The organism is Paraplanobispora siamensis (assembly GCF_016863175.1).
GTDB classification, from domain to species: Bacteria; Actinomycetota; Actinomycetes; order Streptosporangiales; family Streptosporangiaceae; genus Planobispora; species Planobispora siamensis.
In genome coordinates this window covers 1-16,258 of the sequence record NZ_BOOJ01000083.1, presented here as the reverse complement: position 1 = coordinate 16,258, position 16,258 = coordinate 1, and the positions used below count along the sequence as shown (strand labels likewise).

The following is a 16,258-nucleotide window of genomic DNA, read 5'->3' as shown; positions in this document are numbered from 1 at the left end:
CCGTCCCCTCCTGCGGATCCGGTGACCGTGAAATCGGTCACCTATCTCCCATTGAGCCCCCAGGACGTAGCGGTACAGGGGCGGTGAGGGTGCCGGTCGGTTGCCGATGCGGGCGGCCCGTGGGGCTCGGCCTCCATCCACGGCGGCGGGCCCGCCTCGGCGACCTGCCGCAACGGGACCGGGTGAGCTCCCACCGCCTCCTGGCCGCACCCGGCCGACCGCATCATCGACAGGAACGTACGCCACTCCGCGCGTTCCCTTCGGTATCTGGCGGCGATCTCCTGGACCAGTTCGGGCACGCCGAGCTGCCGGGCCACCTCGTCGGGGTCGGCGGGTCCTCGCACCCACCCTCCGGCCCGCCGTTCGGCCAGCCCGTGCTCGGCCAGGGCCCGCAGCCCCGTGCTGACCGCGGTCGCCGACAGCCCGGTCAGTGCCTGCACCTCGAACGTGGCCACCGGCGCGTCCACGGTGAGCTGCTCGTGCACGAACGCGGCCGGGCCGCCCAGGACCCGGAACACCGGATGGACGCCGCCGAGCCTGCCGGGCTGCCAGCGCCGCCACCGCGCCGCCTCGGCGTACCCCTCAGGGATGACCAGGCGGTAGGTGTCGGCGTGTTCCGCCCGATGGACCCGCACCAGCTCGATGAACGGGTCGGATTCCTCCCTGAGCGTGCGCAGCGCCTTGGCCACCGTCGACTCGTTCAGCCCGCACAACAGGGCCAGGTTCCGCACGCCGAAGCCCACGACCGTGGAACGGCGCTGCTGGGCGGCTCGCAGGATCGCCCGCAGCACGCGCCGCAGCGTCAGCGACCGCGCTCCGGTCCAGCGGTGGTGCTCGGCCGCGCAACGGGCCGAGTTCCAGCTCCTGATCAGGCGCAAGTGCTCGACCTCGTGATCCGAGACCTCCGGGCCTGCCGGGGGACGGGGGCCCCGGGGCGCGGGAGGGGGCCCGACCCCCCCGTGAGTTCTCCCCCTTGTGTGGACCTCGCGGCCATATTCTCTCCCGGCGATCCAGGAGACCGCTTTTTTCCAGTCCGCCCGCAGGGCCCTCTCGATTCCGGAGGAGGAGCCGTAGCGCGCGTAGAAGCCGGCAAGGCCGGGCCACTGACCTGACCGGATCCGCTGGGTCAGGTCAGCGGGACACCAGCCGCAGGCGACCGCGCCGGAGACGACGGCCTGGCGGGCCTCGGAAGGCGAGTCGTACTGGCGGGAGTCGAAGCGCCCGGTGCGGGCGATCTGCTCCAGCCGGGGTGACAGGCGGGGCAGCGGGCCGCCGGCGCGAGGCAGCCAGAGGTCGTCGGGGGCGTCGGACGCGCCGGGCCCGTCAGGCTGCGGTGCCGTACCGCAACGCGCGGACCCGCCGGCTCGCGACGCCGTACCGGAACGGGTGGATCTGGAGGGAGCGGAAGGGCTGCGAGGCGCCGGTACGGCGGGCCGGGAGGGCCGTACCGGCGGGGGGATCACGGGGAGGTCCGAGCGGTCGTCGCGGTGCGGTACGCAGGTGGTGTCCGGTTCGTGGACCGGGTCATATGCGGCAGCGGGCTCGCCGATCGGGGCGGCGCCGAGGTCGAGGGACTCCAGTTCGGGCTGGAGCGCGTCGAGCAGCCGTGACCAGACCTCCGGCCCGTTGCGCCGCTCCAGGACGCGCCGGACGTGCTCGACGGGGGTGGTGAGCAGTTGGTGGCCGCCGGAGCGGTGCCGGGAGCCCGGCGGGCGGATCAGCCCGTCCGTGATGTTGATCATCGGTCCGGGGTCGAACGTGGCGTAGCGGCGGGCCAGCGCGAGCGCCAGCAGCTTCATCGGGCCGAAGTAGATCCTGGATGACCAGGGGACGTAGCAGTGCCGGCCGCCGTTGGGGGAGATGTCGCCGAACCCGCTCCCGCCGCAGGAGACGACCAGGCGGGCGAAGTCGTCGGCGTCGGCGGCCACCGCCGCCCGCGGGTCGGCCGCGCCGGTCAGCGCGGCGCGGGAGATGTCGAAGTCGGCCACCAGCAGGCTCGTCATGCCGTGGTGGTAGACGTACACGGTGGCCGGATGCGCGGGCAGGTGAGCCGTGAGCTCCCGTTCGAGCCTGCGGGGATAGTTGCGGCCGCCGTCGTAGGACAGGCGCACGCGGTCGCGGGCCGAGAGCGCGGGGGCGCACAGGGCCCACTGTTCGGCGGCGGCCTCGAAGGCGTCGCGGCCGGTCGCTGAGGCGGGGGAAATCACGCCCGCAGAGGTGCCGGATGACCGGTTCAGTATGGAATTGTGCTGGTCGGCCAGGCCATCCGCTGATTGAACGGACACGCCGAAATCGGGCATGACTGGCAAAGCCGCGAGGGCATCGCTTATTCTTGCCTCCAGGTGGTGGGTGTGCCTCCTACCTCCTCCTGTCTCCAGACAGGTGGTTCAAAGAGACACGGCTCAAAGAGACACTGGGGCTTCAGCGAAACAGGCCGGACCCAGACCGCGAGGTCAGGATCAGGGCGGTTAAGCGAAGACGATCCGATGTCTCCGGGGAAGGTCCTCGCGCACTTGCTTGGCGGCGTACGGCGCGGGGGCCTTCTTGGTGTCTGTATTCAGTTCTCCGCCGATCCCCGGCGGTCAGGACTCCTTCGCCTGTCGAGGTTGGAGGGGGGCCGTAGGGCCTCCTCGAAAGGTCTGTCTAGGCCAGGCGCCAACCAGGCCGGATCTAACTAGGCCGGATCTAACTAGGCCGCAGCGTCGCGGAGGGGCGCGGCCTTCTTCTTCTTTTTCGTGTCGAGAGGCTGCGGAGGCTTGACCTTCCAGCCACGCGAGAGCGCCACAAGATAGTCGGCTCCCTCCTCGGGGCTGCGAAAGCCCAGCTCCTTCCACTTGCCGTGGGCGAGAGAGAAGGTGAAGTCGACGTAGGTGCTGAAGCTGTCGAAGCCCAGCTCCTTCCACGTTTCCAGCGCCTGCTGGTAGACGTCCTCGTGCATGAAACGGACGCTGTGGCGGATGCCCCCCTTGGGCACGCGTCCTGGCTTCACATGTCTACTCATGGTGGACGACCTTATATGAATCAGAGTCTTCTTGAGGGACCATCACCCGGCGTGTCGCGCACGCACCCGCGGGCATCCTGAGGAACCGGCCGGGGGGGAATTCCGACCTCGGGCCCCAGCATTTCAGCGTCGCCCGGAACCGTACAAGGGATAGCGGGATTCCGGGCCATTTTCCCTGGCCAAAGCGGATTTCGAGGCCCCGGGCGTAATGGGAAGAGTGACGACAAATCGGGTCCCACCGCCCTCGTTGTCCTCGACCCCGATCTGCCCGCCGTGGTGGTCGACGATCCGGCGGCAGATGGCCAGGCCCAGACCCGTGCCCGGGTAGCCCTCGCTGCCGCGCGCCCTGGTGAAGGCCCCGAAGACGGAGTCGCGCTGGTCGGCGGGGATGCCGATGCCGTGGTCGGCGACCGATATCCGCCACATGTCGCCTTCCTGCTCGGCGCTGACGTCGATCTGGGCGGCGGCGCCGTGACGGACGTACTTGATGGCGTTGCCGATGAGGTTGTCCAGCACCTGGCGCAGCCGGGCCGCGTCGGCCACGATCACCGGCAGCCGGCCGAACTCGACGCTCGGCCGGTCGTGGTCGAGGTGGGCGGTGCGCTCCATGACGACGTCGGCGACCATGCGGTTGAGGTCGACCTCGGACAGGTCGAGGGCGCCGTCCCCGGCGGCGGCGTAGGCCAGCAGGTCGTCGATGAGGTGCTGCATCCTGGAGGTGCCGCTGCGGATGCGGCTCAGCCAGCCGGCCACCTGCGGGTCCGGCGTCCCCTGCAGGTTGTCCTCCACGAGTTCGCAGTAGCCCATGATCACGGTGAGCGGGGACTTCAGGTCGTGGGCGGCGACCGCGGCGAACCCCTCCAGCTCGGCCTCGCGCTCGCGCAGGCGGGCCTCCACCTCGCGCCGCCGGGCGATGTCGGCCTCCAGCGCCGAGGTCGCCTGGGTCACCCGGGCCAGCGCCCGGTCCCGCGAGGTGGACAGCACCAGGACCAGCCCGGCCAGCAGGACGCTGATCACCGCGCCGGAGACCAGCAGCACCTGCTGCAGGTGGGAGTCGCCGGCGGCGGCGAAGCGGGTGGTGGGCTCGATCTCCAGCTTCCACTGGCGGCCGGCGACGGTGACGGTGCTCTGGCGCGACAGCTCGGCCCTGCCCAGCGGCTCACCGGTCCGCATGACGGCCAGGGGGCGTTCCCCGCCCGGTGTGGAGACATCGGAGAGCGTGGCGTTGAGCGCTCCCTGGGCGATCGGGCGCAGTGCCCCCTCGGCGAACTCGTCGCCGCGCACGCCCATCAGCAGCCAGCCGCGCAGCAGCCCCGCGTCGGGGGAGGGGCCGGCGCCGTAGACGGGTGCGGCGAGCACGAACGAGGTGCGCTGGCGGGAGGCGGGCAGCGCGCGGTCCCGCAGCAGCACGTAGGCGGGGCTGGCGGTGACCTGGCCGCTGCGGCGGGCGCCGTCCATGGCGGCGGCGGCCTCGGGGGCGGCCGACAGGTCCGATCCCAGGGCGGTCGAGAGCCCGTCCAGGCTGCGGCTGAGCACGACGAGCCGGTGCTCGTCGGCCTGCACCGGCCGTACGGTCAGGTTCGCCGAGCCCCTGGCGCGCCAGGCCCGCTGTACGGCCTGCACCTGCGTGTCGTCGGCGGAGACGGCGAAGCCGACCTCGCTGGTGCCCGCCAGTCCCCGGTAGGCCAGGCGGAAGGTGATGGCGTCGAACTCCTCGGCGGTCAGCTCGGTATGGGAGCCCACGGAGGCGGCCAGGTGGCCCAGGAGCTCCACCCGCCGGTAGGCCTCGGTGGTGATGACCGTGCTCATGGCCTGCAGGTGGCGGTCCATGCGTTCGCCGGTCTGCCGGCTCTGCACGCCGGCCAGGACGGCGGTGACCACGGCGGTGACGACCAGTCCGAGTATCAGCACGGTGCAGGCCATGGCCATGCCGGTGCGGCGGATGCGGTGGGCGGTGCAGGAGGTGGCGGGCATGGGCGGCCTCCTACAGGCCCGGAAGGGTGAACCGGATGGTGGCTCCCCCTCCCGGGGTCTCGTCGATCCAGATGCGCCCGCCGTGCCGTTCGACGATGCGCTGGCAGGTGGCCAGGCCGATGCCGTGCCCGGGGGTGGCGCGCGAGGCGCCCAGGCGCTCGAACATGCCGAAGGCCGAGGCCCGGCGCTCGGCGGGGATGCCCATGCCGGTGTCGGCGACCGCGACCGTCCAGGTCCCGTCGGTGCGCTCGGCCGAGCAGGTGACCCGGGCGGGCCGGTCGGGGTGGCGGAACTTGATGGCGTTGGAGATGAGGTTCTGCAGGAGCTGGCGCAGCAGTACCGGATCGCCCTGCACGAGCGGCAGCCGCCCGTGGGAGCGGACCTCGGCTCCCGTGGCGGTGATGGCGGTCTTGAGGTCGGCGACCGCGAGCTCGAAGATCTCCTGCAGGTCGGTCTCGTCGGCCACGATGTGGGTGGCTCCGGCCTGGGCGTAGGCCAGCAGCGAGTCGATCAGGGCGGTCATCCGCCCGGTCCCGGCGATCGCGGTGGCGATCCACTTCTTGGCCCGGCCGTCGAACTGCACGCCGTAGGTCTCCTCCAGCTGCTGCAGGTAGCCGTTGACGACAGCCAGCGGCGCGCGCAGGTCGTGGCTGGCCACGGCGGCGAAGCGCTGCAGCTCGGTGTTGGAGCGCTCCAGCTCGGTGGTGCGCTCCATGACCTGGTGGTGGGCCACCTGCAGCTGCCGCTGGCGGTTCTCCAGCTCCCGGTGGGCCGTGGCAAGCTGCCGGCGGGCCCGCTCGGCCTGCTCGGCCAGTTCCTGCTGCACGCGCGCCTGGCGGCGCCGCTCGAACAGGCCCAGCACCACCTGGGCCAGGTCGGTGAGCCGGTCGATCTGCTCCCCGCTGAGCCCACCGGGCACGGAGTCGAAGACGCACAGGGTGCCCAGCGTGTTGCCCCGGGGGGTCACCAGCGGGGCGGCGGCGTAGAAGCGGACGGCCGCGATCCGGCCGTCGACCCACGGGTTGCCGGAGAAGCGCGGGTCCTGCGCGGCGTCGGGGATGTGCACGAAGCCGCCGATGGTGATGCTGGTGGCGCACATCGACTCGTCTCGGGGGGAGTCGCCTCTCTCGAAGCCGACGGTCGTCAGCTGGCACTGGCGGTGGGAGTCGATGAGGTTCAAGGTCGCCGTGGGCGTGCCGCCGACGTAGGCCGCCGCCCGCAGCACGGCCTCGAGCTCCGGACCGGCCGGTGTGTCGAGCAGGCCGTACTCGTGCAGCTCCTGCACGCGTGCCGCCTCCGCGTTCAGCCCGTTCATCCGCACCCCTTCACGACTCACTACAGCGTGCACGGACCCCATCCCCGCTCTTCGGCCGGCACGGGGCCGAGTTGAGGGAGAGACCACTTCCATCCGCGGAAGACACGCCCATAAGGGACGGGGGGCCTAGAAGCGCGGAACCGGGTATGAACGCTGACCAGGGGGTTCCCCGAAGGAGGTTCGGGGACGACGTCACGGGGTGATTATGAGCAATGTTCTGATCGTCGAGGATGATCTCGACATCCGGGATCTGACCGTGTTCCGGCTGGAACAGGCGGGTCACGACGTGCGCACGGCCGGCGACGGGATGGAGGCCCTGGCCGCGCTGGAGGAACAGCGGCCCGACATTGTGATCCTGGACTGGATGATGCCGGGACTGTCCGGGCCGGAGGTGTGCCGCAGGCTGCGCGCCATGCCGGGCATGGAGGGCGTGGTCGTCCTCATGCTGACCTCGAAGGCCCAGGAGGCCGACGTGGAGGAGGGCTTCCGCGCAGGTGCGGACGACTACATGGTCAAGCCCTTCAGTCCACGCGAGCTGGCGGTACGAGTCGGCGCGCTGCTGGCACGCGCCCGTCCCTGACGGGACGCCCCGGACGGTGACCGGGGCACCCTCAGGAGTAAAGTCACCTTTTGCGCACAAGAAACCACAATAAGTCACCTGCAACGGTTCTGCACCCTTCCAGCACCCGTGACCGCAACCAACCGCAACGTACGGTGGCGGTCAACTCACGGAAAGCCACCATGACGGATCTCCGCCGGTGGCTGCGACTCACGGAGGAGTGCACGATGACCGGTCTTTACCTCAAGCTCCAGGAACTGCTCAGCGAGTCCGGCCGTGACCGCGGCGCGACGGCGGTGGAGTACGGCCTCATGGTTGCGCTCATCGCGGCGGTCATCGTCGGCACGGTGATCCTGCTCGGCCAGGGCCTGGATGTGAAGTTCGGCGAGATCCTCGACCAGATCGGTTGATCGCGTGCTCCGGCTGGGCGCTCGCGCGCAGCCGGAGCGTACGGCGACGCTTCCGGGCCGGCGCGCGGGGGACCGGGGCGCCGCCTCGGTGGAGACGGCGCTCATGCTCCCCGTGATCGTCTTCCTCCTGTTCGCGATCATCGACTTCGGGCGCATGTTCAACGCGCAGATCACGCTCACCGAGGCGGCCCGGGAAGGCGCCAGGGCCGTCGCGCTCGGGCATCTGGCCGCGCCCCGGGTGGCCTCGGTCATGCAGGGACTGTCCCCGGTCTCCAGCACCGTCACCTCCTGCCCCTCGGCCCCTGACCCCGGCGCCGACGCTGTCGTCGAGGTCAGGTACTCATTCGAGTTCATCACGCCGGTGGCCGGCCTGGCCGCGCTGTTCGGCGGCGGCCTGGACGGGCCGATCACCCTCTCCGGCAGGGGGGTCATGCCGTGTCTGGGCTGAGGCGGCCCCGCATCCGGCCACGGCGGCTCCTGCGGGGCCTTCGCGCGCGGTGGCGCGGCGGGGACGAGGGCGGCATCGCCGTGCTCGTCTGCGTGCTGCTGGCGGGCGGGGTGCTGCTGGGCATGGGCGCCCTGGCCATCGACGTCGGCCGGCTGTACGCCGAGCGCGAGGAACTGCAGAGCGGCGCCGACGCGGCCGCCGTGGCGGTGGCCGAGCAGTGCGCCCGCGACGCCGGCCGGTGCGGTACGGCGCCGCTGGCCACGGCGCGGCGCTACGCCGACGTCAACGCCAAGGACGGGACCTCGGCGGTGGAGACGCTGTGCGGGCGCACCGCCGGCGGCCTGCCCGGCTGCCCGCCCCCGGCGACCAACCTGACCGCCTGCATCGGCGATCCCCCGGCCACCTCCGTCTACGTGGAGGCGCGCACCCTGTCACGCAGGCCCGACGGCAGCACGCTGCTGCCGCCGATCCTGGCCCAGACGCTGCTGGGCCGCGACGACTACGCCGGGGCCGAGGTGCGGGCCTGCGCCCGCGCCGCCTGGGGGCCGCCGCTGCGGGCCAGGGGCCTGGGGCTGACCGTCTCGCTGTGCGAGTGGCGCCAGGCCACCGCGGAGGGCACGGCGTTCGCGCCGGCGCCGCCCGCGGCCGCGCCCGCCTCGGCCGAGGTCGCGCTCTACCTGCACACCACCACGGCCAGGCACTGCACCACCCGCGGCTCCGGCGGCGACAACCCCGGCGGGTTCGGCTGGCTGGACGACCTCGACGACAGCTGCTCGGTGATGGTCGAGGCCGACGGCACCTACGGCGGCGACCCGGGGGTCTCGGCCTCCCAGGAGTGCCAGGAGGTCCTGGCGGACCTGCGCGGGGACGGGGCCCTGACCTACCTGCCGATCTTCCGGGCGGTGGCGGGCACCGGCCAGAACACGGTCTACACGATCGAGGGCTTCGCCCCGTTCGTCATCACCGGTTACGCCCTGCCCGGGTTCTCCGAGGCTTCGTCGCTGACCGGCAGGCGGTACTGCTCGGGATCGGACAAGTGCGTCTACGGCTACTTCACCCGCGCCCTCATCCCGGTGAAGGGCACGATCGGCGGCCCGGACCTGGGCGCGTCCATCGTGACTCTGATCGGTTAGGGGGAGACATTGAAGTCGCGCATATTCACGCTGCTGGCCGCCCTGGTCCTGGGCCTGGCCGGGATCGCGGCGGTGCTGGTCTACGTCTCCGGAGCCGAGTCCCGGGCGCTGGAGGGCAAGAAGGCCGTCGGCGTGCTGGTGGCCAAGGAACGCATCCCGGCCGGGACCACCGGCGAGCAGGTCCGCGCCCGGGGACTGGCCGAGCTGGTGCGCATGCCCGCCGAGACCGTCCCCGCCGACGCGCTGAGCGCCGTCGACGCCGCGCTGGAGCAGCTGGCCCTGACCGCCGAGCTGCAGCCGCGCCAGCTGCTGCTGCGCGGCATGTTCGCCCAGCCGCAGCAGAGCACCGGGGGGCTGACGATCCCCGAGGGCAAGATGGCGATCGCGGTGGAGATGACCGCCGCGGCCGACGTCGCCGGCTACGTGCGCCCCGACACGCAGGTGACCGTCTTCGACACCTTCAACGTGCTCAAGGGCCGCGACGGCGTGCCCTCCGGCGACCGGCTCGCCGAGAGCCCCGAGACCAACCGGGCCACCCGGGTGCTGCTGCCGCGCGTGCAGGTGCTCGCGGTGGGGCCGCGCCGCGCGCTGCCCGCCGGCAGCGCCGAGGCGGCCGAGGCCGAGCAGGAACAGCAGCAGGAGCGCACGATGCTGGTCACCGTGGCCGTCAACCAGGACGAGGCCGAACGCCTGGTGCACGCCGCCCAGACCGGCACCCTCTACCTCGGCCTGCTGACCGACACCAGCGACGTGGCGCCCGGCCCCGGCGTCGACAACCACTCCCTGTTCCGCTGAGCGGCGGGACAGGGCACCGCAGGGCCCCCGGCCGGGGGCCGTGACGACTGGAAGGAGGCGGTGATGACCGTCCTGTACGAACCGTGGCCCGCGGCGGCCGCCGAGCTCGCCGCACTCCTGGGGCAGGCGGGCCACGCGGTCCGGACCGCGGCCGACCCCGCGGGGCTGGCCGCGCTCCTGGCCGCCGACCCCGGTGAGCCGCTGGTGGTCTTCGGCCCCGGCGCCGCCCCCGCCGACGCCGTGGCCTTCGCCGCCGAGCAGCGGCTGCGCCGTCCCGCGACCGGCGTCGTGCTGCTGAGCGCCGAGGCCGGCGCGGACCTGCTGCGCGAGGCGATGCGGGCCGGGATCAGGGAGGTCGCCGACCCGGGCGACCCGCGCGCCGTACTGGAGGCGTGCGGGCGCTCGCTGGAGGTCTCCCGGCAGCTGGCCGCCCCGCAGGAGATGCCGGGCGTGTACGGCGAGCAGCCCTCCCACGGCGGGCAGCCGCCCCGCCTGCCCGGCCGGATCGTCACGGTCGTGGCCACCAAGGGCGGCTGCGGCAAGACCACGATCGCCACGAACCTGGCGGTGGCGCTGGCCGCCGGCGGGCAGCGCCGGGTCCTGCTGGTGGACCTGGACGTGGAGTTCGGCGATGTGGCCATCGCGCTGCAGCTGACGCCCGAGCGCGGGCTGGCCGACGCCATCACGATGGCCGATCGGCTCGACGAGACCGGCCTGCGCTCGCTGCTGACGCCGTACCGGCCCGGCCTGGACACGCTGCTGGCGCCGGTGCGGCCGACCGACGGCGAGCAGATCGGCGGCCCGCTGGTGGCCGAGGTGCTGCGCCTGGCCAGGGAGATGTTCGACTACGTGGTGGTGGACACCCCGCCGCACTTCTCCGACCCGGCGCTGGCCGCGCTGGACGTCACCGACCACTTCGTGGTGCTGGCCGCGCCCGACGTGCTGACGCTGAAGAACACCCGCATCGCGCTGGAGACGCTCGACCTGCTCGGCCACCCCGCCGACCGGCGCATCGTGACGCTCAACCGCTCCGGTTCCCCGGTCGGGCTGACCCCACAGGACGTGGAGCGGGTGCTGCGGGTGCCGCCGCACGCGCACATCCCCTCCAGCGCCGACGTGCCGCTGTCGCTGAACCGGGGCGTGCCGCTGGCGGCCGCCGACCCGGCCCACCCGGTCAGCCGCGCCATCGCCGACATCGCGGTCCGGCACCTGGCGGCCCCGCCCGGCCTGCCCGCCCGCGAGCGCGGCCGCCGCGGGCTGCTGCGCCGGAAGGGCTGAGGGGCGATGACGGGCGGACACGGGGCGGTCGCAGTGCGATGCGGCGACAGGAAGGGGGACTGACAGCGATGGGACTCAACGACCGGATCGCCCGGCGGCGCACGGCCGCCGTGCCGGCCGGCGCCGTACACGGCACCGCGTCCGGCGGCGCAGTGGCGGCGCCGGGCCCGGAGGCGGCCGAGAGCGGCACCGCCACGGCGGTGCGGGCCGCCGATCCGCTGGCCGAGGTGCGCCGCCGGGTGCACCAGGCTCTGCTGGACGTGCTGGGCCCCCAGATGTACGCCGAGGAGGTCGCCGACGACGACGATTTGCGGCGGCGGGTGCGCGAGACCATCGGCGAGGTGCTGGCGGGCGAGGAGACGCCGCTGACGGCCGCCGACCGGGCCCGCGTCGCCGACGAGGTCGCCGACGACATCCTCGGCCACGGCCCGCTGGAGCCGCTGCTGCGCGACCCCGACGTCAGCGAGATCATGGTCAACGGCCCCGAACTGATCTTCGTGGAGCGCTCCGGGCGCATCGAGGAGGTCGAGACCCGCTTCGCCGACGACGCCCACCTGCGGCGCGTCATCGACCGCATCGTCTCCCGCGTCGGCCGGCACGTCGACGAGGCCAGCCCCATGGTCGACGCGCGCCTGCCCGACGGCAGCCGGGTCAACGCCGTGGTCGCCCCCATCGCGCTGGACGGCTCCCTGCTGACCATCCGCAAGTTCTCCAAGGACCCCTACACCGTCGACGACCTGATCTCCTTCGGCACGCTGACCCGGCCGGTGGCCGAGGTGCTGGAGGCGTGCGTGCGGGGCCGCCTGGACATGGTGATCAGCGGCGGCACCGGTTCGGGCAAGACCACCACGCTCAACGTGCTGTCGAGCTTCGTGCCCTCCGGCGAGCGCATCGTCACCATCGAGGACGCCGCCGAGCTGCAGCTGCGCCAGAAGCACGTGCTGCGCCTGGAGTCGCGCCCGGCCAACACCGAGGGCCGGGGCGAGGTCACCATCCGCGACCTGGTCCGCAACGCGCTGCGCATGCGCCCGGACCGCATCGTCGTCGGCGAGGTCCGCGACGGCGCCGCACTGGACATGCTCCAGGCCATGAACACCGGTCACGACGGCTCGCTGACCACCGTGCACGCCAACACCCCGCGCGACACGCTGGCCCGCCTGGAGACGATGGTGCTGATGGCCGGGGTGGACCTGCCCGCGCGGGCCATCCGGGAGCAGATCGCCTCCGCCATCGACGTGATCGTGCAGGTCACCCGGATGAAGGACGGCGTGCGCCGGATCACCCACGTCACCGAGGTGACCGGCATGGAGGGCGAGGTGGTCACCCTCCAGGACATCTTCGTCTTCGACTACCGCGCCGGCATGGACGAGAGCGGCCGCTACCGGGGCACGCTGGTGCCCACGGGCCTGCGACCGGCGTTCCTCGACGAGATCGCCAAGGCGGGCGTCGCCGTCCCGCCGGGCGTCTTCGGCGGTTCCTGGTGAGGTCCCGCTTCGCCGCCCCGGTCCTGGCCGCGCTGACGGCTGTCCTGACACTCGCCGTGGCGGTCCCCGCGGCGGCGGTGGCGCGCCTCGACGACGAGTTGTCGGCGGCCGTCAGCGCCGTGCGGGTCACCGCCGGGCAGGCGCAGTTCTACCTGACCGCCCGCAACCTGCCCGAGGGCGCCTTGCTGGAGAAGGCGCAGGTCACCGTGCGGGCCGGGAACGAGACGCTGGCGGCGGCCGTGGAGCCGGCCGCGGGCGGCTCGCCGGCCGGGGGCCCGGAGCGGTCCGTCGTGATCGTCTTCGACGCCAGCGTCTCGATGGACGGCGAGCCGCTGGCCCAGGCCAAGGACGCCGCGCTGCGCTACGCCGCCGCGGTGCCCGCCGACGTGCGCATCGGGCTGGTCCGGGTGGGCGATGAGGCCGAGACGCTGCTGGAGCCCACCGCCGACCGGCGCGCCTTCGCCGCGGCGGTGGGCGGCGTGCGGGCGCAGGGCAGCACCGCCCTGTACGACGCCGTCGCCGAGGGCCAGGCGGTGCTGGCCCGGCAGCCGGCCGGGGACCGCAGGCTGCTGGTGCTGTCGGACGGCGCCGACACCTCCTCCGGCACCTCCCTGGACCTGCTGGCCATGCGCCTGCGGCGCGAGGCGGCGGTGCTCGACGTGGTCGCCTTCGGCGAGAAGACCGACGCCGAGGCGCTGCGACGCCTGGCCGACAGCGGCACCGGACAGGTCCGCCGCGCCACCCAGGGCGAGGAACTGGCCCAGGCGTTCCTGTCGGCGGCCGCCGCGTTCTCCGCGCCGGTGCGGGTCACCGTACGGGTGCCCGCCACGCTGGCGGGGCGCAGCACGCGCATGACCGTCGAGGTGCGGGCGGGCGGCGAGACGGCCGACGCCGCCACGACCGTGGCCTTCGCCGCCGATCCGCGCGCCGCCGGCCCCGGCGCGGGCCCGGCCGCCGTCACGGTCGGCGGGCCGCCGGGCTGGCTGTACCCGGTGGGCGGCGGCGCTCTGCTGGGCGCTCTGCTGCTGGGGATCGCGGCCCTGGCCGGGCCCCGCCGGGGTCTGGACTCCCGCCGCCTGGCCCAGCTGGACCGCTTCGCGCTGCGCCGGGCCGCGCCCGAGGGCGGCCCGGGCGCCGCCGTGCAGGGCGTGCAGGGCGCCGCGCTCGCGCTCACCGACAAGGTGGTGCGCGCCCGGGGCCGGCACGAGCGCATCACCGTCCAGCTGGAGCAGGCCGGGATGCGGCTGCTGCCGCACGAGTGGACGCTGCTGCGGCTGGGCGTGTCCTTCGCCGTGACGGTCCTGCTCGGCCTGCTGGTCTCCCCGGTCGCCGGGGTCCTGCTGGGACCGGCCTCGGCCTGGGCGGGCTGCGCCTTCTACCGGCGCCGGCGCGCCGCCCGGCGCGCCCGCAGGTTCGCCGAGCAACTGCCGGACTCGCTGCAGCTGGTCGTCGGCTCGCTGCGCTCCGGTTTCTCCCTGGGGCAGGCGCTGGCCGCGCTGGTACGCGAGTCCGCCGAGCCGATCAGCACCGAGTTCGGCCGGGCCCTGGCCGAGACCAGGATCGGCGTCGACCTGGAGGACGCGCTGGAGAAGGCCGCCGAGCGCACCGACTGCCGGGACCTGTCGTGGCTGGTGATGGCCATCCGCATCCAGCGCGAGGTCGGCGGGAACCTGGCCGAGATCATGGCGACCGCGGTGGACACCATGCGCGAGCGGGCCCGCCTGCGCCGCCACGTGCGCGCCCTGACCGCCGAGGGCCGCCTGTCGGCTTACGTCCTGATCGCGCTGCCCATCGGCATCGGCGCCTGGATGTTCCTCATCCGGGGGGAGTACGTGCGCCCGCTGTACACCGAGCCGCTGGGCATCGTCATGCTGGGCGCGGCCGTGCTGCTGGTGCTGGCGGGGGCCTTCTGGATGAGCCGCCTGATCAAGGTGGAGGTGTGAGCCGATGGGCCTGTTGCTGCTGACGGGAGGGTTCACGGCGCTGTCGGCCGCCGTCGTGCTGCTCGTGCGCGCGGTGACCGCGGGCCGCGGCCACCGGGTGGCGCCGGCGCGGCTGGAGGCCGTCGAGCGCGTCTACGGCGCGGGCGGCGCCGTACAGCGAGCTCCCCAGGAGTCCTTCGCCGACCGCGTGCTGCGCCCGCTGGCCGGCCGTTTCGGCAGGCTCGCCCGCCGCCTGACCCCCGCGGGCATGGTCGCGCGGATGAACCGCTCGCTCACCTACGCCGGCAACCCGCCCAGGTGGCCGGTCGAGCGCGTCATGCAGATGAAGGGGCTCGGCCTGCTGGCGGGCGGTCTCATCGGCCTGCTGTACGGCTCCGGCCTGGGCGGCGCCCTGCTGGTGCTCGGCGTCGCGGCGGGCGCCGCCGCCGGGTTCTTCCTGCCGGACCTGCTCATCTACAACCTCGGTGTGCGCCGCCAGCAGGAGATCGCCAAGACGCTGCCGGACATCCTCGACATGCTCACCGTCAGCGTGGAGGCCGGTCTGGGCTTCGACGCCGCCGTCTCGCAGGTCCGCCACAACGCCGAGGGGCCGATGGCGGGGGAGTTCGCCCGGATGCTGCGCGAGATGCAGCTCGGCAAGCCCCGCACCGACGCCCTGCGGGCGATGTCGGAGCGCACGACCGTGATGGAGCTGCGCGGCTTCGCCTCGGCGGTGGTGCAGGCCAGCGAGCTGGGCATCCCGATCGCCAACGTGCTGCGCGAGCAGGCCAGGGAGATGCGCCTGCGCCGCCGCCAGCGCGCCGAGGAGGCCGCGCAGAAGGTCCCCATCAAGATCCTGTTCCCGCTGCTGTTCTGCCTCTTCCCGGCCCTGTTCGTCATCATCATCGGCCCCGGCGCGCTGAGCATCATGGAGCTGCTGGGCAGCTGACGGGCCCGCGGGCGCGCCGCCCGGTGACCTGGCGGGGCGGCTTCCTCGCAGGGTGACTTCCCTCACATTCCCTTCGCGGGTGCCGAAGCTTCGGGAAACGGCCCGATTCCGAAGGCCCCGCGAGAAAGTCACCGGCTATGGCAAACAGGCGATCGTCACTTCACGGCCTTCTCCGGGGCCGCCGGGTCGGCACCAAGATCTTCCTGTCTCTGGGAGTGCTCGCGGCGGTCACCTTCGGGGTGTTCCTGGTGGCGCGCGCCGAACTGGCCTCGGCCGCCGACCGGGCTGCTCAGCTGTATGCGGACGGCGTCGTGGCCAGCAAGAAGCTCGGCCACGCCCACCAGCAGCAGATCAAGATCCGGATGAACGTGATGGCGCACGCCGCCGTACCGGACGCCGAGCAGAAGGCGGCGTGGCTGGAGGGCCTGAAGGAGGACGAGGCCGAGCTCGCCCGGGACCTGGCCGACTACAAGAAGCTCGCCGGCTCCGATCCGCGCCTGGAGGCCTTCGAGGCCGTCTGGGCCCGGTACCGCGCCCTGTACGAGGGCACGCTCCTGCCGCTGTCGGACAAGGGGGACGCCGGGACCTGGGCCACCGTCTACGCCGAGCAGGCCAAGCCGCTGACGAGCAAGGGCGCCGACGCGCTGGACGCGCTGGCCGCCGCGCGCACCGCCCTGTCGGAGAAGCAGGCCCAGGACGTCCAGGACGCCCGTGACACGGGCAACCGGACCATGCTGCTGTTCCTGGTGACCGGGCTGCTGGTCGCCGGGTTCATCGGTCTCGTGGTCACCAGGCGCATCGTGGCCGAGCTGACCACGGTCCGCGACACCCTGAACGGCGTCGCCGCCGGCGACCTGACGCTGCGGGCGGAGGTGCGCAGCGACGACGAGCTGGGCCAGATGGCCGGCGCACTGAACACCGCCGTCGAGCACATGCGCTCGACCGTCCACCTGATCGACGACTCGGCCTCCGGCCTGTCGGCGGCTTCGC

General features: G+C 73.2%; 14 protein-coding genes. 10 read left to right on the top strand and 4 right to left on the bottom strand.

What is annotated here, in order from left to right; genetic code table 11:
* Positions 1–41: 41 nt before the first annotated feature.
* The 4 genes from Psi01_RS39925 to Psi01_RS39910 form a co-directional block, all read right to left on the bottom strand.
* Complete coding sequence (locus tag Psi01_RS39925; RefSeq protein ID WP_204069400.1) at positions 42–2,207, bottom strand: hypothetical protein; 2,166 nt, start codon at positions 2,205–2,207, stop codon at positions 42–44.
* Positions 2,208–2,689: 482 nt separating this feature from the next.
* Positions 2,690–2,989, bottom strand: a complete 300-nt coding sequence (locus Psi01_RS39920) for a hypothetical protein (RefSeq protein WP_204069399.1) — start codon at positions 2,987–2,989, stop codon at positions 2,690–2,692.
* A 135-nt stretch (positions 2,990–3,124) separates the two neighbouring features.
* Positions 3,125–4,975, bottom strand: a complete 1,851-nt coding sequence (locus Psi01_RS39915; RefSeq protein WP_204069398.1) for a sensor histidine kinase — start codon at positions 4,973–4,975, stop codon at positions 3,125–3,127.
* Positions 4,976–4,985: 10 nt separating this feature from the next.
* Positions 4,986–6,290, bottom strand: a complete 1,305-nt coding sequence (locus Psi01_RS39910) for a GAF domain-containing sensor histidine kinase (protein WP_204069397.1) — start codon at positions 6,288–6,290, stop codon at positions 4,986–4,988.
* A gap of 205 nt (positions 6,291–6,495) precedes the next feature.
* Between Psi01_RS39910 and Psi01_RS39905 the strand changes: the two genes are divergently transcribed.
* From Psi01_RS39905 to Psi01_RS39860, 10 genes are all read left to right on the top strand, one after another.
* The gene (locus tag Psi01_RS39905; protein WP_203880065.1) at positions 6,496–6,870 is read left to right on the top strand and encodes a response regulator transcription factor; all 375 of its coding nucleotides are present in this window, start codon (positions 6,496–6,498) and stop codon (positions 6,868–6,870) included.
* Positions 6,871–7,076: 206 nt separating this feature from the next.
* Complete coding sequence (locus Psi01_RS39900) at positions 7,077–7,259, top strand: Flp family type IVb pilin (RefSeq protein WP_203880066.1); 183 nt, start codon at positions 7,077–7,079, stop codon at positions 7,257–7,259.
* Positions 7,260–7,263: 4 nt separating this feature from the next.
* Complete coding sequence (locus tag Psi01_RS39895) at positions 7,264–7,707, top strand: TadE/TadG family type IV pilus assembly protein (protein ID WP_307819322.1); 444 nt, start codon at positions 7,264–7,266, stop codon at positions 7,705–7,707.
* Positions 7,695–8,840, top strand: coding sequence for a pilus assembly protein TadG-related protein (locus tag Psi01_RS39890; RefSeq protein WP_204069395.1), 1,146 nt, complete (start codon positions 7,695–7,697; stop codon positions 8,838–8,840). The genes Psi01_RS39895 and Psi01_RS39890 overlap by 13 nt, the downstream gene beginning before the upstream one ends.
* Positions 8,841–8,849: 9 nt before the next feature.
* Positions 8,850–9,635: a Flp pilus assembly protein CpaB gene (cpaB, locus tag Psi01_RS39885; RefSeq protein ID WP_204069394.1), complete on the top strand. Its 786-nt coding sequence runs from the start codon at positions 8,850–8,852 to the stop codon at positions 9,633–9,635.
* A 63-nt stretch (positions 9,636–9,698) separates the two neighbouring features.
* Positions 9,699–10,913: a CpaE/TadZ family protein gene (locus Psi01_RS39880; protein ID WP_204069393.1), complete on the top strand. Its 1,215-nt coding sequence runs from the start codon at positions 9,699–9,701 to the stop codon at positions 10,911–10,913.
* 68 nt (positions 10,914–10,981) lie between these two features.
* On the top strand, positions 10,982–12,397 hold the full coding sequence (locus Psi01_RS39875) for a TadA family conjugal transfer-associated ATPase (RefSeq protein WP_204069392.1): 1,416 nt from the start codon (positions 10,982–10,984) through the stop codon (positions 12,395–12,397).
* Positions 12,394–14,340, top strand: coding sequence for a type II secretion system F family protein (locus Psi01_RS39870; protein ID WP_204069391.1), 1,947 nt, complete (start codon positions 12,394–12,396; stop codon positions 14,338–14,340). The genes Psi01_RS39875 and Psi01_RS39870 overlap by 4 nt, the downstream gene beginning before the upstream one ends.
* 4 nt (positions 14,341–14,344) lie before the next feature.
* Positions 14,345–15,268 carry a type II secretion system F family protein gene (locus Psi01_RS39865; protein WP_204069390.1) on the top strand — a complete coding sequence of 308 codons (924 nt, stop codon included), beginning with the start codon at positions 14,345–14,347 and terminating at the stop codon, positions 15,266–15,268.
* Positions 15,269–15,405: 137 nt separating this feature from the next.
* Positions 15,406–16,258 (top strand): MCP four helix bundle domain-containing protein (locus tag Psi01_RS39860; protein WP_204069389.1); only part of this gene is annotated, 853 nt, incomplete at its 3' end.

What these genes read in the sequence shown, in the direction of transcription:
- Psi01_RS39915 (WP_204069398.1), bottom strand. Translation starts at nt 4,975, where the DNA reads ATGCCCGCCACCTCCTGCACCGCCCACCGCATCCGCCGCACCGGCATG.
- Psi01_RS39900 (WP_203880066.1), top strand. Translation starts at nt 7,077, where the DNA reads ATGACCGGTCTTTACCTCAAGCTCCAGGAACTGCTCAGCGAGTCCGGC.
- Psi01_RS39910 (WP_204069397.1), bottom strand. Translation starts at nt 6,290, where the DNA reads ATGAACGGGCTGAACGCGGAGGCGGCACGCGTGCAGGAGCTGCACGAG.
- Psi01_RS39875 (WP_204069392.1), top strand. Translation starts at nt 10,982, where the DNA reads ATGGGACTCAACGACCGGATCGCCCGGCGGCGCACGGCCGCCGTGCCG.
- Psi01_RS39880 (WP_204069393.1), top strand. Translation starts at nt 9,699, where the DNA reads ATGACCGTCCTGTACGAACCGTGGCCCGCGGCGGCCGCCGAGCTCGCC.
- Psi01_RS39865 (WP_204069390.1), top strand. Translation starts at nt 14,345, where the DNA reads ATGGGCCTGTTGCTGCTGACGGGAGGGTTCACGGCGCTGTCGGCCGCC.
- Psi01_RS39905 (WP_203880065.1), top strand. Translation starts at nt 6,496, where the DNA reads ATGAGCAATGTTCTGATCGTCGAGGATGATCTCGACATCCGGGATCTG.